Origin of the sequence: Achromobacter arsenitoxydans SY8 (assembly GCF_000236785.1) — a bacterium.
Taxonomy (GTDB): domain Bacteria; phylum Pseudomonadota; class Gammaproteobacteria; order Burkholderiales; family Burkholderiaceae_B; genus Achromobacter; species Achromobacter arsenitoxydans.
In genome coordinates this window covers 174,653-192,258 of sequence record NZ_AGUF01000042.1, presented here as the reverse complement: position 1 = coordinate 192,258, position 17,606 = coordinate 174,653, and the positions used below count along the sequence as shown (strand labels likewise).

Here is a 17,606-nt window from a genome sequence, read left to right as displayed (position 1 = left end):
AATGAGCGCCGCGATGCCAGCCATGCCCCCCGAGTATGAGGTCTACGCCATCCGCTACGCCCGGATGCCGCGCCAGCGGCGCGACAATTTCCTGGGCGGCGACCCGCACGAGGGCGACATGCCCATGGATTTCTTCGTGTGGCTGGTGCGGGGAGAAGGCCGGGTCGTACTCGTCGACACCGGATTCAATGCGGACATGGCCCGCAGGCGCCGCCGCGAGCTTATCCAGTGCCCGATCCAGGCGCTGGCCGCGCTCGGGGTGCAGCCTGGCGATGTGCAGCATGTGGTGCTGACGCATCTGCATTACGACCATGCGGGCAACCTGGACCTGCTGCCCGAGGCGCGCTTCCATGTGCAGGACGACGAGATGGATTACGCCACCGGCCGCTGCATGTGTTTCGAGCCCCTGCGTCACGCGTACGCGGTCGAGGATGTCATTGCGCTGGTCCGGCGGGTCTACGAGGACCGGGTTGTCTTCCACGACGGCGACGGGGAACTGCTGCCCGGCATCGAACTGCTGAAAATAGGCGGCCATACCAAAGGGCTGCAGGCGCTGCGGGTGCATACCGCACGCGGCTGGGTCGTGCTGGCTTCGGACGCCAGCCATTACTACGAGAACATGGCGCAGGGGCGGCCATTCCCGATCGTCTACAACACCGCACAGATGCTGTCGGGCTACGCCAAGCTGTATGGCGCGGCGCAATCCGACCAGCACGTGGTGCCCGGCCACGACCCGGCGGTGCTGGAGCGCTATCCACGTTGGGATAGTTCCCCCCACGTGGCGATGCTGCATCTGCCGCCGCGGGAGGATTGAACCGCAGGCATTACCCGCGGCGAGTGCTTTCCGCGTAGTCCATATACAGCTGGTGCGCGCGGCGCGCCAGCGGACCGTATTCCAGGGGGCGCGCTTCCACGCGGTTCACGTGCACCACCTTGCCGTAGTTGCCCGACGAGAACACTTCGTCGGCTTCCTCGACGTCGGCGCGGGTCAGGCTGCGCTCCTGCACGTCGATTCCGTCTGCCTTCAGCAGCGCCAGCACGCGGCGGCGCGTGATGCCGTTCAGGAAGGTGCCATTGTCCACGGGCGTGGACACGACGCCATTCTTGGCCAGCCACAGGTTGCTGGTGGCGAATTCGGCGATGTTGCCTGCGCCGTCCAGCATGATGGCGTTGTCGAAGCCCTTTTCCGCGGCTTCGCGGATGGCGCGCTGGCCATTGGGGTACAGGCAGGAGGCCTTGGCGTCGGTGGGCGCCATGTTGGGCCACGACCGCGCAAAGCTGGAGAAGCAGGCCGAAAAGCCTTGGTCGCCCGGCATCGGCACCTTGAACACATGCAGCACGAACTGGGTCTTGTCGGCGTCGGGCAGCAGGAAGCCGTCGGCGCAGAAGAACATGGGCTTGATGTAGAGTTCGGCGCCTTCCGGAAACTTGGCGACCGCCTGCAGGCACAGCTTCTGGATTTCTTCCCAGTCCATCTGCGGCTTCATCAGCATCTTCTCGGCCGAGCGCACCACGCGCTGGCAGTGCAGGTCCAGGTCCGGCGTCAGGCCGCGGAAAGCGCGCGCGCCGTCGAAGACCATGCTGGCCATCCAGAAGGCGTGGTCGGCCGGGCCGAGCAGTTTGGGATTTTCTGTGGTCCAGTGACCGTTGTGCCAGAACAAGGCGTCCATGATTGTCTTTCCTTCGCTTGAATCGGGTTGGCGCCTGCGGGCGGCGCCTCGGCGGCTCTGCCGAAACGTCAGGATACCTGAGCCGGGCGGCCGCCGTGCGGCGGCCTGCAAGCGGTCCTATTCGCGCGCCAGCGCCGCCTGCACGCGGTCGGCGACGTCCGCGGGCATCCATTGCCGCCAGACGGCGGGGTACTGTTTGAGGAAGTAGCGCGCGGCGTCTTCGGGTTCCTTGCCTTCGGTTTCCAGCCAGCCCAGCGTCGCGTCGATGGCGTCGTCGGGCACGGTCAGCTTGGACAGGAACTCGGTGAGGCGCGGCGCCGACTTGGCAAAATCGGCGTTCACGCCCGTGACCACGGGATTGGGCTTGAACTCGGTGGCCACGGGTTTGGCGCATTTGGGATCGGTCATGCAGGTATAGGCGGCCTGATCGAACGGCGGCAGCTCCAGCTTCACCAGGTCCAGCGCGCCGACCAGCGACGTGGGCGTCCAGTAGTAGAAGACGATGTCGCGCTTGCGCTTATAGGCCGACACGATGGCCGCCTTTTGCGCGGCGCCCGAGCCGGGCGCGAACAGCGAGTAGTCCTTGTCCAGTTTCAGGGCCCGCAGCAGGTTGTCGTTCAGCGTGCCGCAGGCCCAGCCGGCCGGGCAGCCGTAGATGCGGCCGCGTCCCGGATCCTCGGGGTCGGCAAATACCTCTTTGAAGCGCGCCAGGTCCGCGGCCGACTTCAGGTCTGGATGGCGTTCGACGGTGTAGCGCGGAACATACCAGCCTTCGCCGGCGTCGTAGACGTGTCCCACACCCAGCACCTTGCCGCTGGCCAGCGCTTTCTTCCAGGCGCCTTCGATCTGGCCGGGCCAGACTTCGGGGGTGACGTCCACGTCGCCACGCTGCAGCGCGGCCAGCATGGGCAGGGTTTCGCCGATTTCGACGGTAGTCTTGCAGCCGTAGCCCTGTTCCAGCACGTAGCGTTCTATGCCGGCCAGGACCAGGTTGGATTCCCAGTTCAGGCCGCTGAAACGCACGGGGCGGTCGACTTCGCAGGCGGGGGCCGCGGCGGCGGCGGGGGATGGCAGCAGGGCGGCGGCCAGCGCGAGCGCGCCCAGGCCGGCGGCGAAATGCGGGTTGCGCATGATCGGCACCTGTGTAGTGGGGTGCCGGTCATTGTACGGGGCATTGTTGCAGCGGGGCGTCAGGGCGTCATGGCGTTCCGGAATGCAGACGGGGCCGCATTGCGCGGCCCCGTCGGTGTGTACTGCCGCGCCCGGATCAGGCGCGCGCGGCGCGCCGCCGGTTGATCAGCGCGCCCACTTCGCCCACGATGCCGCGGCGGAAGGCCAGCACGCAGATTACGAAGATCAGGCCGCTTACGATGGTGACGGATTCGCCCAGGCGCAGGAACCATTCCACGCCGGTCAGGTTGGCCATCATCTGGCCGAAGTCGCCGACCTTGTTTTCAAGCAGCACGACGATGAACGCGCCCAATACGGGTCCGGTCAGCGTGCCCAGCCCGCCGATGAGCGTCATCAGGATCACCAGGCCGGACATCTGCCAGGTGGCGTCCGACAGGGTGGCCGACACGAACACCAGGGTCTTGGTGGCGCCCGCCAGGCCGGCCAGCGCGGCCGACAGCACGAAGGCCACCAGCTTGAAGCGGTCTACGTCGTAGCCCAGCGAAATGGCGCGCGGCTCGTTTTCACGCAATGCCTGCAGCACCTGCCCGAAGGGCGAGTTCACGGTGCGCCAGATGATGAAATAGCCGATGATGAAAATCGCCATCACCAGGTAGTACAGGTTGATGTCCTTGGACAGGTCGACCAGGCCCAGCAAGGTGCCGCGCGGCACGCTTTGCAGGCCGTCTTCGCCGCCCGTGAACTTGGCCTGCAGGAAGAAGAAGAACACCATCTGCGACAGCGCCAGCGTGATCATGGCGAAGTAGATGCCGCTACGGCGGATGGCAAGCGCGCCCATCGCCAGGCCCAGCAGCGCCGCCACGGCCACGCCGAACAGCAGCCCGAGCTCGGTGGGCAGGCCCCAGACCTTCATGCTGTGTCCGGCGGCGTAGGCCGCGCTGCCCAGGAAGGCGGCGTGCCCGAACGACAGGAGTCCGGTAAAGCCCAGCAACAGGTTGAAGGCGCAGGCGAAGAGGGCGTAGCACATGACCTTCATGGCGAAGATCGGATACACGCCGGCGAAGGGAAGCAAGGCCACCACAATGGCCAAGACCGCATAGCCCAGGAATTGACGATTCATTTTTCTTTTCCGAACAGCCCGGCCGGGCGGATCAACAGAACAATGGCCATGATGATGAAGACGACCGTGCTGGAGGCTTCGGGCCAGAACACTTTGGTCAGGCCTTCGATCACGCCCAGGCCCAGCCCGGTGACGATGGCGCCGAAGATGGAGCCCATGCCGCCGATCACGACCACCGCGAACACGACGATGATGAGGTTGGATCCCATCAGCGGCGAAATCTGCAGCACCGGCGCGGCCAGCACGCCGGCGAAGCCCGCCAGCGCCACGCCGAAGCCGTAGGTCAGGGTGATCATGCGCGGCACGTTGACGCCGAAGGCCTCGACCAGTCGTGGATTCTCGGTGCCCGCGCGCAGCAGGGCGCCCAGGCGGGTGCGTTCAATGACAAACCACGTCGAAAAGCAGACGATCAGCGAAGCCGCGACGACCCAGCCGCGGTAGTTCGGCAGGATCATGAAGCCCAGGTTGGTTGCGCCGCGCAGGGCGTCGGGGGTGGGATACGGCTGGCCCGACACGCCGTAGAAGCTGCGGAACAGCCCCTCGATCAGCAGCGTCAGCCCGAAGGTGAGCAGCAGCCCGTACAGGTGGTCCAGCTTGTACAGGTGCTTGAGCAATAGCTTTTCGATGATGATGCCGAACAGCCCCACGATCAGCGGCGCCAGGATCAGCATGATCCAGTAATTCAGGCCAAAGTACGAAAGCCCCATCCAGGCGATGAAGGCGCCCAGCATGTAGAGCGCGCCATGCGCGAAATTGATGACGTTCAGCAGCCCGAAGATAACGGCAAGTCCGAGCGACAGCATTGCATAGAAGGAACCGTTGACCAGGCCCAATAACAGCTGGCCGAACAAGGCCTGTATGGGGATGCCGAAAATGTCAGTCATCTTGTGGAAATCCTGCGCGGTACGGAAGGAAGCGTGCTGGTTGGGATGCGGCGCGGCCTTCCGGGCCGCGTCGCATCCGGGATCAAACGGGCTGGTTACTTCTTGACCAGCTTGCAGGTGGACTCGGACAGCTTGGTGTAGACCTCGTCGCCGGGCAGCGTCGCCACCACCTTGTAGTAGTCCCACGGGCCCTTGGACTCGGCAGGGGTCTTCACTTGCATCAGGTACATGTCGTGGATCATGCGGCCGTCTTCGCGCACATAGCCGCCCTGGGCGAAGAAGTCGTTGACCTTGTTCGACTTCATCCACTTCATGACGTCGTCGCCGTTATCCGAACCGGTGGCCTTGACGGCGTTGAGATAGAACGTTGCCGACGAGTAGTCGCCCGCCTGCAGCATCGACGGCTTGCGGCCGACCTTGGATTCGAACTTCTTGGCCCAGGCGCGCGAGGCGTCGGATTGGTCCCAGTACCAGCCGTCGGTCAGGTACATGCCCTTGGTGGCTTCCAGGCCCAGCGAGTGGACGTCGTTGATGAACACCAGCAGGCCGGCCATCTTCATGGTCTTGGTCACGCCGAATTCGTTGGCGGCCTTGATGGTGTTGATGGTGTCGCCGCCTGCATTGGCCATGCCCAGGATCTGGGCCTTGGAGGCCTGCGCCTGCAGCAGGAAGGACGAGAAGTCCGAGGCGCCCAGCGGCGCGCGGACCTGGCCCTTCACCTCGCCGCCGGCGGCCTTGACGACCGCCATCGTGTCGCGCTCGAGCGCGTGGCCGAAGGCATAGTCTGCGGTCAGGAAGAACCAGCTCTTGCCGCCGTCCTTCACGACCGCGGAACCGGTGCCGCGCGCCAGCGCCACGGTGTCGTACGCATAGTGCACGGTGTAGGGCGAGCACTGGGCATTGGTCAGGTCGGAAGCGCCCGCGCCCACGGCGATGAAGGGCTTCTTCTTTTCCGCCGCGACGGCGGCCATGGCCAGGCTGGTGGCCGAATTGGTGCCGGCGATGATGACGTCGACCTTCTGCTGGTCGAACCATTCGCGCGCGCGGGCCGACGCCACGTCGGCCTTGTTCTGGTGGTCGGCAGAGACCACTTCGATCTTCTTGCCGTTGACCGTGCCGCCGAAATCTTCGATGGCCATGCGGATTGCGTCCAGGCCGGCTTTGCCGTCGATGTCGGAGTAGACGCCCGACATGTCGGTGATGAAGCCGATGCGGATGACATCGTCGGAGATACCTTGAGCGTGGGCGGTTGCCCCCGCGAATCCCAGGCCCGCCATGGCCAGTGCAGCAGTGATGGTGTGCAGCTTCATGGGATGACTCCTCTTCCCTACGGTGTGGTGTTGCCGGGGTTCCGGCGGATGACAGGTTGTTTTAGACGCCCAGCAGTTCGTTGAGCGTGTCCTGTTTTTCTGAAAGTTCGGCGGCTTCGAAATGCTCGACGATCTGCCCGTGCTCCATGACATAGAAGCGGTCGGCCAGCGGCGCGGCGAATCGGAAGTTCTGCTCCACCATGACGATGGTGTAGCCGCGTTGTTTGAGCGCGGTAATCATGCGCGCCAGTGCCTGGACGATGACGGGCGCAAGGCCTTCGGAGATTTCGTCCAGCAGCAGCAGGTTCGCGCCGGTGCGCAGGATGCGCGCCACCGCGAGCATTTGCTGTTCGCCGCCTGACAAGCGCGTGCCCGGGGAATTCCGGCGCTCTTGCAGGTTGGGGAACATGTCGTAGATCTCGGCGAGCGACATGCCGCCGCCCAGCGAGCCCACGACGGGCGGAAGCAGCAGGTTCTCTTCGCAAGACAGGCTTGCGAAGATGCCGCGCTCTTCGGGGCAATAGCCGACGCCCAGGTGGGCGATCTTGTAGGTGGGCAGGTCGATGGCCTCGGTGCCGTGTATGCGCACCGAGCCCTTGCGCGATCCGGTCAGGCCAAGAATCGCGCGCAGCGTGGTGGTGCGGCCGGCGCCATTGCGCCCCAGCAGCGTGACGACTTCGCCTTGTCCCACGCGCATGTCCACGCCGTGCAGGATATGCGATTCCCCGTACCAGGCGTGCAGGCCCGAGATTTCGAGTGCGGGGGTGCTCATGCGTGCGCTCCTTGAAGTTCGCCGTCGGTCGTGCCCATGTATGCCTGCATCACGGCCGGATGGCGGGAGACTTCGGCGTAGGATCCTTCAGCCAGCACCGAACCGCGCGCCAGCACGGTGATGGTGTTGGCGATGGAGGACACGACATTCATGTTGTGTTCCACCATGAGGATGGTGCGCCCGGCGCTGACGCGCTTGATCAATTGCGTGACGCGGTCCACGTCTTCGTGGCCCATGCCCTGGGTGGGTTCGTCCAGCAGCATGAGCTCGGGCTCCATCGCCAGCGTCGTGGCGATTTCCAGCGCGCGCTTGCGGCCGTACGGCAGGTTGACCGTGGTCTCGTCGGCGAAGCCGCCCAGGTCCACCTGGTCGAGCAGGGCGCGCGCGGGTTCGTTCAATGCGGCCAGTCGCTTGTCGCTCTGCCAGAAGTGGTACGACAGCCCCGTCTTGCGCTGCAGGCCGATCCGCACGTTCTCGAGTACGGTCAGATGTGGGAACACCGCCGAGATCTGAAATGAACGGATGATGCCGCGCCGGGCGATCTGCGCGGGCCGCTCGCCGGTAATGTCGATACCGTTGAACTTGATGCTGCCCGAAGTGGGAGAGAGAAATTTCGTCAGCAGGTTGAAGCATGTGGTCTTGCCCGCGCCGTTAGGCCCGATCAAGGCATGAATCTCGCCCCGCTTGATACGCAAGTCGACCCCATTGACCGCGACGAAACCGCGGAATTCCTTGGTGAGGCCTTTTGTCTCCAGGATTGTGTCATCCATGTCCGCTGCACCAGCGTTGTATTTATATGGACTCCGCCTGGCGTCATTGCGTCAGGCCCCCGCAGGGTCGGGAAAACTATCCGAGGGCTTAGTTTTCTTATGAGTTGCCGGCGAGTATGCGGACGTCGCAATCAAAATTCCATGAGGGTTTGTCATAGGTTTTGCACTGCGGAAAGGTGAATTGTCGGCATGCCGACAATGCTGTGCCTGCAAGGGTAGAAAGCCTTTCCAATATGGCAATGCATCGCAGCAAAATAATGTTGATCGTCATCAACATGCAATGCATTAGCGGGCGAGGGAAAACCCGGTTTATCGCTCGCCTCCAGGCGGATGCCGGCGCAAGGCCGGATCCATCATGCAGGGGTTTTCTGTTTGAATTCGCAGAGATCGGAAATGCCGCATTGGGGGCATTTTGGCTTGCGCGCGACGCAGACGTAGCGGCCTTGCAGGATGAGCCAGTGATGGGCGTCCTGCATATATTCGCGAGGCACGAATTTTTCGAGTTTCTGCTCGACTTCCAGCACGTTTTTGCCGGGCGCGATACCGGTGCGGTTGGACACGCGGAATATGTGCGTGTCGACGGCCATCGTGGGTTGGCCGAACGCGGTGTTGAGCACCACGTTCGCGGTCTTGCGTCCCACGCCCGGCAGGGCTTCCAGCGCTTCGCGCGTCTGCGGCACCTGGCCGCGATGTTGTTCGATGAGGATCCTGCAGGTGGCGATCGTGTTCTTCGCCTTGGTGCGGTACAGGCCGATGGTCTTGATGTAGTCCGACAGGCCTTCCTCGCCCAATGCCAGCAGCGCTTCTGGCGTGCCGTACTGCGGAAAGAACTTGCGCGTGGCGATGTTGACGGACTTATCGGTGGCCTGCGCCGATAACAGCACTGCGATCAGCAACTGGAATGGCGTGTCGTATTCCAGTTCGGTCGTCGGGTGGGGGTTGGCCGCCTGCAGGCGGGCGAAGATTTCTCGGCGTTTGGCTGCGTTCATGGCTGCGTGGGGTTGCGGCGCGCACGGGCGCGGGCCAGGGCGGATTCGATGGCCGAGCGTTTGCGGTCTTCTTTCTGCGCATCGTCGGCGGCGGGCGCCGCGGCAGCGGGGACGTCCGGCGTCTCGGGCGCCATCAGGCGCGCGTTATCGGCCGCCAGGCGTTCCGCGCGCGCCAGGTGGCTGCGGTGCCGTTGGCGGCTGACGGCGGCGTCCTGGGCGCTCCAGGCGCGTCCCGCAGGCACCATCTGAATGCAGTCCACGGGACAGGGAGCCACGCAGAGGTCGCAGCCGGTGCACCAGTCTTCCAGCACGGTGTGCATGTGCTTGTTGGCGCCCACGATGGCATCCACCGGACAGGCCTGGATGCACAGCGTACAGCCGATGCAATGGGATTCGTCGATGCGGGCGACCAGCAGCGGGCCGGGCTCGCCCCGGGCAAGGTCCAGCGGCAGGGCCGGCACGCCGAGCAGTTCGGAAAGCGCCGCGATGCCGTCGTCGCCGCCGGGCGGGCAGCGGTTGATCGGGGCGGCGCCTTCGGCGATGGCGTCGGCATAGGGCCGGCAGCCGTCGTACCCGCACTTGGTGCATTGCGTCTGGGGCAGCAAGGCGTCGATGCGGTCGGCAAGTGAGCGACAGGACATGTAAAGCCAATAAAAGAAAAGGGGCCGCTCGGGCCCCGTGGAAACGGATCAGGCTGCCGGCGGCGCGGGTGTTTGCCCGCGTTGCCTGGCGGACGGCGTGGCGCCGCTCTTATGCCGATTGCCGGATGAACTCCGCAATTTTAGGACAGATCATTTCGCGCCATCGCCGGCCCGAAAAAATGCCGTAATGGCCGCAGTTGGGCGCGGTGTAGTGCGACTTGCGCTCGGCCGGGATGTTCTTGCACAGCTTGATCGCGGCGCGCGTCTGGCCCTGGCCCGAAATATCGTCAAGTTCGCCTTCGATGGTGAACAGGGCGACGTTCTTGATGTCGGCGGGGCGCACCAGTTGGCCGTCCACTTCCCAGGTGCCGTTGGGCAGCGCGAAATCCTGGAACACCATGCGGATCGTGTCCAGGTAGAACTCGGCCGGCATGTCCAGGACCGCGTTGTATTCGTCGTAGAAGCGGCGATGCGCCTCGGCGTCGCTGTCGTCGCCGCGCAGCAGGTCCAGGTAGAAGTCGTAATGCGACTTCATATGGCGGTCGGGATTCATGGCCATGAACCCCGCGTGCTGCAGGAAACCCGGGTAGACCTTGCGGCCCGCTCCCGGATAGCGCGGCGGCACGGGGTGGATGACCTGGTTTTCGAACCAGGCGTAGGGCTTGGTCGTGGCCAGGCGGTTGACCTGCGTGGGCGACTGGCGCGGATCAATGGGACCGCCCATCATCACCATGCTGCGGGGCTGGCAGGGATCGTTGGCGGTGGCCATCAGGGATACGGCGGCCAGCACCGGCACAGTGGGCTGGCAGACGGAAATGACGTGGACGTCCGGGCCCAGGTGGCGGATGAAGTCCTGGACGTAGCGGACGTAGTCGTTCAGGTGGAACGGTCCGGCCGACAGCGGCACCATGCGGGCGTCGACCCAGTCCGTGACGTAGACGTCATGAGCAGGCAGCAGGGCGCGCACGGTGTCGCGCAGCAGGGTGGCGTGATGCCCCGACATCGGAGCGACCAGCAGCACCTTCGGGTCATTCTTGCCAGCGAGGCGGACGTCGCGTTGGAAATGCACCAGGCGGCAGAACGGCTTGTCCAGCACCCCGGCCTCGATCACGCGGGCGGACTTGCCGTCGATCTGGGTGGCGGGGAGATTCCAGGCGGGCTTTTGGTATTCCTTGCCGATACGGGTCATCAGCTCGTATCCGGCGGCCATCTGGCGGGAAATCGGGGTGTAGGCGAGCGGGCTGTAGGGGCTGGAGAACAGCTGGGAACCGGCGTCCGTGAATGCAGCAAACGGAGTCAGGAAGGCGCGCTGCATTTCGTGCAATTGGTACAGCATTTCGGGGAGTCCTTCTGGGTCGTGCGTGTGCCCCGATTATTGCTCCGGGGCGTAACGATATTTCCAATCAGACTGAAGAATGTCCGGCAAAGTCCCGGTTTTTGTTGCTAAAAAGCGACCCGTAATGCATTTGGCACCAGTTTAGGGCGGGTTTTATGCCTTGCGGAGATACCAAAAGGAGGATTTACGCACTAAGCCGGACAGTGCCAGATCACCAGTAGTTTTCTACCGCAAGATTGCCCGGGACGCCCCGCCGGCCGGGTTTGAAACCGCGTTCGCCCAGCAGCTTGCGGGCGTCGGCCAGCATGGCGGGGTTGCCGCACAGCATGACCTTGGCGGATTCGGGATCCAGGGGGGAGCCGGCCAATTGCTCCAGGCGGCCATCGGCGATGAGGGTGGTGATGCGTTCTTGGGGCGCGCCGGGCAGCGTTTCGCGCGTGGCGATCGGCAGGTAGACCAGCTTGCCGGGATCGGCGGCGAACAGCTCGGAAAGCTCGGGGTTGCGGCGCCAGGATTCGATTTCGTCCCGATAGGCGAGCTCAGCGGCGGTGCGTACGCCGTGCACCAGGATGATGCGGCGATAGGCGCGCCACACGGCGGGATCGCGCAGGATGGAAAGGTAGGCCGACAGGCCGGTGCCCGAGGCCAGCAGCCACAGGTCGCCGCCCGGCGCGAAGCGCTCGAGCGTCAGGAAGCCGTACGGCGCCTTTTCGACATAGAGGGCGTCGCCGGGCCGCAGGCGCGCCATGCGCGGGCTGAACAGGCCTTCCGGGACCACGATGGAATAGAACTCCAGCCAGGGCTCGTGCGGGGCAGAAACCATGGAGTACGCGCGCCACAGCGTGGGCGGACCGTTGGGGTCTTGCGCGTCGGGCAGGCCGACGCGGGCGAACTGGCCCGGCAGGAACGAGTAGGCGTCGTCCCGCGTCACGCGCACGGAGAACAGCTTGTCCGGCACCCAGGTATGGACGCTGGTGATGGTCTGGCGCGTGTATTTGGAGTCGTCGGTCATCGGGGCACCGCGCGGCGCGGCCGCCAGGAATGCGGCCGGCGCTCGCGGATTATTTTTCCAGGTATTGCAGCTTGTCCTGCTTGCCGTTCCAGTCGTCGGCGTCCGGCAGGGGCTTCTTGGCGCGGCTGATGCTGGCGAACTCGGGGGAGAGTTCGGCGTTCAGCGCGATGAAATTCAGCTGGTCCTGCGGCACGTCTTCTTCGGCGTAGATCGCATTGGCCGGGCATTCCGGGATGCAGACGGCGCAGTCGATGCATTCGTCGGGGTCGATCACGAGGAAGTTCGGACCCTCACGAAAACAGTCCACCGGGCACACGTCTACGCAATCGGTGTACTTGCACTTGATACAGTTTTCGGTGACTACGTGGGTCATTCAGGAACTCCGGGCTCAGCGGCATTTGTGTCTTGTTGGGCGGATTTTACCCAATGCCGCGACGATGTGTCGGCAATACCCGTATTGACAGAGGGGCCCAACGTGCCGAAGGGCGTCTGCTCTATGCTATGGTGTCGCGAAACGAAACGCGCAATCATGATTATTACTTCGCTGCTCGACACCGACCTGTATAAGTTCAGCATGATGCAGGTGGTCCTGCATCATTTTCCCGCTGCCCAGGTCGAGTACCGGTACAAATGCCGCACAAAGGGCGTGGATTTGCGTCCCTATCTGGACGAAATCCGCCAGGAAGTGCACCAGCTCTGCCAGTTGCGCTTCACGGAAGACGAACTTAAATATTTGGGCGGCTTGCGCTTTATCAAAAGCGACTTCGTGGATTTCCTCGAACTCTTCCACATGCCCGAGCGCTGCATCCACATCGGCGAAGGCGAAGGGCCCGGCGAAATCAGCATCGAGGTCAAGGGGCCGTGGCTGCACACGATCCTCTTCGAGATCCCGGTGCTGGCCATCGTCAACGAGGTCTATTTCCGCAATACCCGCAAGCACCCGGACTGGGCCGAAGGCCGCAAGCGCCTGCAGTCCAAGATGCACCTGGTGCTGGACGACCCGGCGCTGGAGGATTTCCGCGTGGCCGAGTACGGCACGCGCCGCCGCTTCTCCAAGGTCTGGCACGAAGAAATCGTGTCCACCATGAAGGCCGAGATGGGGCCGCACTTTGCCGGCACCAGCAACGTGCTGCTGGCCAAGGAGCACGACGTGCTGCCGCTGGGCACGATGGGCCATGAATACCTGCAGGCCTGCCAGGCGCTGGGGCCGCGCCTGCGCGATTCGCAGGTGTTCGCGCTGGAAGTCTGGGCCAAGGAATATCGCGGCGATCTGGGCATCGCGCTGTCCGACGTCTATGGCATGGATGCCTTCCTGCGCGACTTCGACATGTATTTCTGCAAGCTGTTCGACGGCGCCCGCCATGATTCCGGCGACCCTTTCATCTGGGGCGAGCGTCTGCTTGAGCACTACCGCAAGAACCGCGTCGATCCGCGCGCCAAGACGCTGGTGTTCTCGGACTCGCTGACTTTCCCGCGGGCTATCGAACTGGCCCGGCAGTTTTCCGGCCGCTGCAAGGTGTCCTTCGGCATCGGCACGAACCTCACCAACGACCTGGGCCACGAACCGCTGCAGATCGTCATGAAGATGGTCCGTTGCAACGGGCAGCCGGTGGCCAAGGTCTCGGATGCGCCTGAAAAAACCATGTGCGACGACCCGGCATACCTGGCCTATCTGCGCCAGGTGTTCCAATTGCCGCCCGCTTGAGCCCGGCTCGCGGTAAATTGCGGATTCCTTGTTCCAACCAACCCAAACGACTCTAGGGGATTATTCATGAGCAGCATCAAGCGCTTCCACGTCGCCAAGCGCCTGTCGGACATGGCCGTCTACAACGGCGTTGCCTATCTGGCCGGCCAGGTGCCGGACGACGCCACGCTGGACATCACTGGCCAGACCGAGCAAGTGCTCGCCACGATCGACCGCCTGCTGGCCGAGGCCGGCACCGACAAGACCAAGATCCTGATGGCTCAGATCTACGTGGCCAACATGAAGGAATTCGACGGCATGAACAAGGCGTGGGACGCCTGGGTCGCTGACGGCAATTCGCCTCCGCGTGCCACCGTCGAGGCCCGCCTGGCCAATCCCGACTACAAGGTCGAGATCGTCGTCACGGCCGCCATCTGAGGCCTGCCGCGCCGGCCCTCCGGGGCCTGAAGCGAGCATAAGAAAGTCCGGCAACGCCGGACTTTTTTTTCGCGAGTGTCCGTCCGCATCGCGTCACGCGCCCATCAGCATCATGCCCGCCAGCAGCCCGCCCAGTTCCTCGCAGCGGGTCAGGTCGGCTTGCGTCACCGTCTTGGGCGCCAGGATCTGCTCGGCCGTCTGCGCGCCCATGTTGACGATGAGGGCAGGCGCCACGGCGTTCAGGCGCCAGCCCGTGCAGATGCGCTCAATCTGCCGCGCCGCGCCCGAGCCGTCGCTGCCCGCGCTGATCATCGCGGCGTAGGGCAGGCCCTGTATGCGGTCCAGCACGGCGTAGTAGTTGCGGTCGAAGAATTCCTTCATTTCGCCGCTCAGGCTGGCCAGGTTCTCCGGGGCGCAGAACAGGTAGCCCTGGCTGGCCAGCAGCGCGCCGGCGTCGGCGTCCGGCGCGTATCGCATTTCGATCCGCAATGCGTCGGCCAGCTCCAGGCCGCTGGCCGCGGCCGCGGCCCCGCGCGCGGCGGCCTGCGCCATCTGCTGCGCCGCACCGGTGCGCGAATGCCAGACGATGAGCAACTGCTTCATGCGTAGCGCTCCATGGGGTCCTGGCGGTAGTAGGCCCGCAGCATTGCATACCATTCCGGCAGCGCCTGCTGCATGGGGTAAGGGTCCACGAAGAAGTGTTCCGAACTGACCGCGAAGAACTCCGCCTCGTCCGTGGCGGCGTAGGGATCCATGGGCAATTGGCCGTACCAGGCGTCGGCGTCCTCGCTTTCGGGATCGACGTCGCGCGGGATGGCGGCCTCTACCGCATCCACCGCAGCGATGAAACGGTCCAGGCTGTTATCCTGCACGCGGCGCCAGGCTTGGGGATTCAGTTCGGGGTGAGCCGCCAGCGACGGCATGCCGTCCGCATAGCCCGAGCGCAGGTCCAGTTTGTGGGCGAATTCGTGAATGACCACGTTGAAGCCGCCTTCGGAAAGCTGGGTGTCTTCCCAGGAGAGCACCAGCGGGCCGCCTTCCCAGGCTTCGCCGGCGGCGTCCTCGATGTATTCATGGACCACGCCGTCCTCGTCCTGGCGCGAACGCGGAATGCGGAAGCTCGCCGGATAGACGATGATCTCGTCCCAGCCTTCGTACAGTTCCGGCGCGAGGTTCAGGATGGGCAGGCTGGCCTGCGCCGCGATGGACAGGCGCATGAAGTCCGAGACCTCCAGGCCCTGCGCGCCGTTGATGGTCTTGCTGGCCAGCAGCCAGGCGGAGCGCGCCTGCAGCTGGGCGGCTTCGTCGGCGGTCAGCGCCGCCAGGAATGGGTGGGCGTCCAGCACCTGCCGCCAGAGTTCCGGCGGGATTCGGGCCTGCATGTCGGCCACCGCGGAGGGGCGGGCGCCCCGGCCCTTGAGCCAGCGCAACATAAGCTTTGGTTCCTTCTATATGCCGGGATGCGGCAGGGTGTTCAGGGTGACTGAACCCTAGTGTAGAGTGTCGGGATACTCAACCAAATACCTGCTCCAAGCCCGTCATGTCCGCCCCGCCTGTACCCGATGCGCCTACGCCTTTCGACGCTACCTGGCGGCAGGAAGCCGGGGCGGGCCTGGATGCCGACGGCCTGGCCCTGCTGGACCGGGCGGTCGCGTGGTCCGAGCCGCGCTTCGAAGGGCAGAATGCCCTGACCGGCGAGCCCCTGGCCGGGCATGGCGCGGGCGTGGTCCGCATTCTGGCGGCCTTGCATACCGATGCCGCCACGCGCGCCGCCGCGCTGCTGGCGGCGTTGCCCACCGATTTCATGGCGCCCGCGCCGTCCTTGCGCAACGACCCCGTCGCCACGGCGTTCGGCGCCGAAATCGCCCGCCTGGTGCAGGGCGCGCGCGCGTTGCTGCGGCTGGGCGTCGTCGCCCGCCAGGCCAGCGATGCCGCGGCCGAAAGCGGCTCCCAGAAGGAAATGCAGCGCAAGATGCTGCTGGCCATGGCGGCCGACCTGCGCATCGTGCTGATGCGCCTGGCGTCCAGGCTGCGCACCCTGCGCTGGCACGCGGAAAGCAAGGCGCCGTGTTCGCCCGATTTTGCCCGCGAGACCCTGGACCTGTACGCGCCCCTGGCCAACCGGTTGGGCATCTGGCAGATCAAATGGGAAATGGAAGACCTGTCTTTCCGCTTCCTGGAGCCCGACAAATACAAGCAGATCGCCCGCCTGCTGGAAGAAAAGCGGGTCGAACGCGAAGCCTTCATCGCCGGCGCCATCGAGCGCCTGCAGTCGGCGCTGGCCAAGACCGGCATCGACGCCGAGGTCAGCGGCCGGCCCAAGCACATCTACAGCATCTGGAACAAGATGCGCGTCAAGCGCCTGGACTTCTCCCAGATGTACGACTTGCGGGCGCTGCGCATCATCGTCGACGACGTCCGCGCGTGCTACACGGCGCTGGGCATGGTGCACGAAATGTGGACGCCGCTCTCGGACGAGTTCGACGACTACATCTCGCGGCCCAAGCCCAACGGCTACCGTTCCCTGCACACGGTGGTGGCCGACGATGACGGCCGCCCATTCGAGGTGCAGATCCGCACGCGTGAAATGCATCAGTTCGCCGAGTACGGCATGGCTGCGCACTGGCGCTACAAGGAAGCCGGAGCCAAGGGCGGTCAGGTGTCGGCGTCCAGCGAATACGACCGGCAGCTGGCGTGGATGCGGCAGTTGCTGGCCTGGAACAGCGATGTCGAAGGGGGCGCAGAGGCGGCGCCCGACACCGCCAAGGCCGCGCCGGTCAAGGCTTCGGGCAAGAGCCGCGGCGCCGTGGCGGCGCCCGCGCACACCGACGAGCGCATTTACGTGCTGACGCCGCAGGCGCGCGTGATCGAGCTGCCTGCGGGCGCCACGCCGGTCGACTTCGCCTACCACCTGCACACCGATCTGGGCCACCGCTGCCGGGGCGCCCGCGTCGACGGCCAGATGGTGCCCTTGCAGACGCACCTGTCCACGGGACAGACCGTCGAGATCATCTCGGCCAAGTCCGGCGGCCCGTCGCGCGACTGGCTCAACCCGCAACTGGGGTTCCTGGCCAGCCCGCGCGCCCGGGCCAAGGTCCGCATGTGGTTCAACGCCATCGAACTGCAGCAGCGCATCACGCAAGGCCAGGCGCTGGTTGAAAAGGAATTGCAGCGGCTGGGCAAGACCGCGGTCAACCTCGAGCAACTGGCCCAGAACCTGGGCTTTGCCCGCGCTGATGACCTCTACGTCGCCGCGGCGAAGGAAGAATTCAGCCTGCGGCAGATCGACGCGCTGTTCCAGCAGCCGGCGCCCGTGGCCGAGCCTACGCCAGCCGCCCTGCGGCACGCCACGGCCGGCAGCGCCGAGAAAAGCGGCAAGAGCGGCGTGCTGGTGGTGGGGGTGGGGTCGCTGCTTACGCAACTGGCGCGCTGCTGCCGCCCGGCGCCGCCCGACGCGATTTCCGGTTTCGTCACGCGGGGGCGCGGCGTGTCCATCCATCGCAGCGACTGCCACAGCTATCTGGCGCTGGCGGCGCGCGAGCCCGAACGCGTCATCGAGGTGGCGTGGGGCGAAACCGCCGACAATTTCTATCCGGTGGACGTCAGCGTGCGCGCGCACGACCGCTCCGGCCTGCTGCGCGACCTGTCCGAAGTGTTTGCGCGGCTGCGCCTGAACGTGGTGGGCGTGAACACCCAGAGCAAGCAGTCGCTGGCCCATATGGTGTTCACGGTGGAAGTGCGCGGCGGGGAGTCGCTATCCCGTGCGCTGGATGCCCTGGCCGAAGTGCCGGGCGTGTCCTCGGCAACCCGGCGCTAGGCCGGGGGCGAAAGGACGGGAGGGGGTGTTCG

General features: G+C 65.0%; 18 protein-coding genes. 4 read left to right on the top strand and 14 right to left on the bottom strand.

What is annotated here, in order from left to right; genetic code table 11:
* The first annotated feature begins 1 nt into the window (after window position 1).
* Window positions 2–814, top strand: coding sequence for an N-acyl homoserine lactonase family protein (locus KYC_RS11230; RefSeq protein WP_008162075.1), 813 nt, complete (start codon window positions 2–4; stop codon window positions 812–814).
* Window positions 815–824: 10 nt separating this feature from the next.
* Here the strand turns inward: KYC_RS11230 and KYC_RS11225 are convergent, their stop codons facing one another.
* The 12 genes from KYC_RS11225 to fdxA all read right to left on the bottom strand — a co-directional run bounded on the left by KYC_RS11225 (window position 825) and on the right by fdxA (window position 12,008).
* Entirely contained in the window at window positions 825–1,670 is an 846-nt protein-coding gene (locus KYC_RS11225; RefSeq protein ID WP_008162074.1) for a branched-chain amino acid aminotransferase, read from the bottom strand.
* A 117-nt stretch (window positions 1,671–1,787) separates the two neighbouring features.
* Window positions 1,788–2,801, bottom strand: coding sequence for an ABC transporter substrate-binding protein (locus tag KYC_RS11220; RefSeq protein WP_043518123.1), 1,014 nt, complete (start codon window positions 2,799–2,801; stop codon window positions 1,788–1,790).
* Between the two features lie 136 nt (window positions 2,802–2,937).
* Entirely contained in the window at window positions 2,938–3,921 is a 984-nt protein-coding gene (locus KYC_RS11215; protein ID WP_008162072.1) for a branched-chain amino acid ABC transporter permease, read from the bottom strand.
* Window positions 3,918–4,805, bottom strand: a complete 888-nt coding sequence (locus tag KYC_RS11210; RefSeq protein WP_008162071.1) for a branched-chain amino acid ABC transporter permease — start codon at window positions 4,803–4,805, stop codon at window positions 3,918–3,920. The genes KYC_RS11215 and KYC_RS11210 overlap by 4 nt, the downstream gene beginning before the upstream one ends.
* A 95-nt stretch (window positions 4,806–4,900) precedes the next feature.
* Window positions 4,901–6,115, bottom strand: coding sequence for an ABC transporter substrate-binding protein (locus KYC_RS11205; protein WP_008162068.1), 1,215 nt, complete (start codon window positions 6,113–6,115; stop codon window positions 4,901–4,903).
* Window positions 6,116–6,176: 61 nt separating this feature from the next.
* The gene (locus KYC_RS11200) at window positions 6,177–6,887 is read right to left on the bottom strand and encodes an ABC transporter ATP-binding protein (protein ID WP_008162066.1); all 711 of its coding nucleotides are present in this window, start codon (window positions 6,885–6,887) and stop codon (window positions 6,177–6,179) included.
* On the bottom strand, window positions 6,884–7,657 hold the full coding sequence (locus KYC_RS11195) for an ABC transporter ATP-binding protein (protein WP_008162064.1): 774 nt from the start codon (window positions 7,655–7,657) through the stop codon (window positions 6,884–6,886). The genes KYC_RS11200 and KYC_RS11195 overlap by 4 nt, the downstream gene beginning before the upstream one ends.
* A gap of 353 nt (window positions 7,658–8,010) precedes the next feature.
* Window positions 8,011–8,646 (bottom strand): endonuclease III, encoded by a 636-nt coding sequence (gene nth / locus KYC_RS11190; protein WP_008162062.1) that lies wholly within the window; start codon window positions 8,644–8,646, stop codon window positions 8,011–8,013.
* On the bottom strand, window positions 8,643–9,287 hold the full coding sequence (gene rsxB / locus KYC_RS11185) for an electron transport complex subunit RsxB (RefSeq protein WP_008162060.1): 645 nt from the start codon (window positions 9,285–9,287) through the stop codon (window positions 8,643–8,645). The genes nth and rsxB overlap by 4 nt, the downstream gene beginning before the upstream one ends.
* A gap of 109 nt (window positions 9,288–9,396) precedes the next feature.
* Window positions 9,397–10,623, bottom strand: coding sequence for a polyhydroxyalkanoate depolymerase (locus KYC_RS11180; protein WP_008162059.1), 1,227 nt, complete (start codon window positions 10,621–10,623; stop codon window positions 9,397–9,399).
* Between the two features lie 211 nt (window positions 10,624–10,834).
* Window positions 10,835–11,635, bottom strand: coding sequence for a ferredoxin--NADP reductase (locus KYC_RS11175; protein ID WP_008162058.1), 801 nt, complete (start codon window positions 11,633–11,635; stop codon window positions 10,835–10,837).
* Window positions 11,636–11,684: 49 nt separating this feature from the next.
* On the bottom strand, window positions 11,685–12,008 hold the full coding sequence (gene fdxA / locus KYC_RS11170) for a ferredoxin FdxA (protein ID WP_006218015.1): 324 nt from the start codon (window positions 12,006–12,008) through the stop codon (window positions 11,685–11,687).
* A gap of 156 nt (window positions 12,009–12,164) precedes the next feature.
* Here fdxA and pncB point away from each other — a divergent pair, with 156 nt between their 5' ends.
* Together pncB and KYC_RS11160 are read left to right on the top strand one after the other, a co-directional pair.
* Window positions 12,165–13,340 (top strand): nicotinate phosphoribosyltransferase, encoded by a 1,176-nt coding sequence (pncB, locus tag KYC_RS11165; protein ID WP_008162057.1) that lies wholly within the window; start codon window positions 12,165–12,167, stop codon window positions 13,338–13,340.
* 66 nt (window positions 13,341–13,406) lie between these two features.
* The gene (locus KYC_RS11160; protein WP_008162053.1) at window positions 13,407–13,757 is read left to right on the top strand and encodes a RidA family protein; all 351 of its coding nucleotides are present in this window, start codon (window positions 13,407–13,409) and stop codon (window positions 13,755–13,757) included.
* A 93-nt stretch (window positions 13,758–13,850) separates the two neighbouring features.
* Here KYC_RS11160 and KYC_RS11155 read toward each other — a convergent pair whose 3' ends face one another.
* Window positions 13,851–14,360, bottom strand: coding sequence for a flavodoxin family protein (locus tag KYC_RS11155; protein ID WP_008162051.1), 510 nt, complete (start codon window positions 14,358–14,360; stop codon window positions 13,851–13,853).
* On the bottom strand, window positions 14,357–15,190 hold the full coding sequence (locus tag KYC_RS11150) for a M90 family metallopeptidase (RefSeq protein WP_008162049.1): 834 nt from the start codon (window positions 15,188–15,190) through the stop codon (window positions 14,357–14,359). The genes KYC_RS11155 and KYC_RS11150 overlap by 4 nt, the downstream gene beginning before the upstream one ends.
* Before the next feature lie 107 nt (window positions 15,191–15,297).
* Between KYC_RS11150 and KYC_RS11145 the strand changes: the two genes are divergently transcribed.
* A complete protein-coding gene (locus KYC_RS11145; protein WP_008162048.1) occupies window positions 15,298–17,574 on the top strand; it encodes a RelA/SpoT family protein in 2,277 nt (758 codons plus the stop codon).
* The last annotated feature ends 32 nt before the right edge of the window (window positions 17,575–17,606 follow it).

What these genes read in the sequence shown, in the direction of transcription:
- KYC_RS11230 (WP_008162075.1), top strand. Translation starts at nt 2, where the DNA reads ATGAGCGCCGCGATGCCAGCCATGCCCCCCGAGTATGAGGTCTACGCC.
- KYC_RS11225 (WP_008162074.1), bottom strand. Translation starts at nt 1,670, where the DNA reads ATGGACGCCTTGTTCTGGCACAACGGTCACTGGACCACAGAAAATCCC.
- KYC_RS11220 (WP_043518123.1), bottom strand. Translation starts at nt 2,801, where the DNA reads ATGCGCAACCCGCATTTCGCCGCCGGCCTGGGCGCGCTCGCGCTGGCC.
- KYC_RS11215 (WP_008162072.1), bottom strand. Translation starts at nt 3,921, where the DNA reads ATGAATCGTCAATTCCTGGGCTATGCGGTCTTGGCCATTGTGGTGGCC.
- KYC_RS11210 (WP_008162071.1), bottom strand. Translation starts at nt 4,805, where the DNA reads ATGACTGACATTTTCGGCATCCCCATACAGGCCTTGTTCGGCCAGCTG.
- KYC_RS11205 (WP_008162068.1), bottom strand. Translation starts at nt 6,115, where the DNA reads ATGAAGCTGCACACCATCACTGCTGCACTGGCCATGGCGGGCCTGGGA.
- KYC_RS11200 (WP_008162066.1), bottom strand. Translation starts at nt 6,887, where the DNA reads ATGAGCACCCCCGCACTCGAAATCTCGGGCCTGCACGCCTGGTACGGG.
- KYC_RS11195 (WP_008162064.1), bottom strand. Translation starts at nt 7,657, where the DNA reads ATGGATGACACAATCCTGGAGACAAAAGGCCTCACCAAGGAATTCCGC.
- nth (WP_008162062.1), bottom strand. Translation starts at nt 8,646, where the DNA reads ATGAACGCAGCCAAACGCCGAGAAATCTTCGCCCGCCTGCAGGCGGCC.
- rsxB (WP_008162060.1), bottom strand. Translation starts at nt 9,287, where the DNA reads ATGTCCTGTCGCTCACTTGCCGACCGCATCGACGCCTTGCTGCCCCAG.
- KYC_RS11180 (WP_008162059.1), bottom strand. Translation starts at nt 10,623, where the DNA reads ATGCTGTACCAATTGCACGAAATGCAGCGCGCCTTCCTGACTCCGTTT.
- KYC_RS11175 (WP_008162058.1), bottom strand. Translation starts at nt 11,635, where the DNA reads ATGACCGACGACTCCAAATACACGCGCCAGACCATCACCAGCGTCCAT.
- fdxA (WP_006218015.1), bottom strand. Translation starts at nt 12,008, where the DNA reads ATGACCCACGTAGTCACCGAAAACTGTATCAAGTGCAAGTACACCGAT.
- pncB (WP_008162057.1), top strand. Translation starts at nt 12,165, where the DNA reads ATGATTATTACTTCGCTGCTCGACACCGACCTGTATAAGTTCAGCATG.
- KYC_RS11160 (WP_008162053.1), top strand. Translation starts at nt 13,407, where the DNA reads ATGAGCAGCATCAAGCGCTTCCACGTCGCCAAGCGCCTGTCGGACATG.
- KYC_RS11155 (WP_008162051.1), bottom strand. Translation starts at nt 14,360, where the DNA reads ATGAAGCAGTTGCTCATCGTCTGGCATTCGCGCACCGGTGCGGCGCAG.
- KYC_RS11150 (WP_008162049.1), bottom strand. Translation starts at nt 15,190, where the DNA reads ATGTTGCGCTGGCTCAAGGGCCGGGGCGCCCGCCCCTCCGCGGTGGCC.
- KYC_RS11145 (WP_008162048.1), top strand. Translation starts at nt 15,298, where the DNA reads ATGTCCGCCCCGCCTGTACCCGATGCGCCTACGCCTTTCGACGCTACC.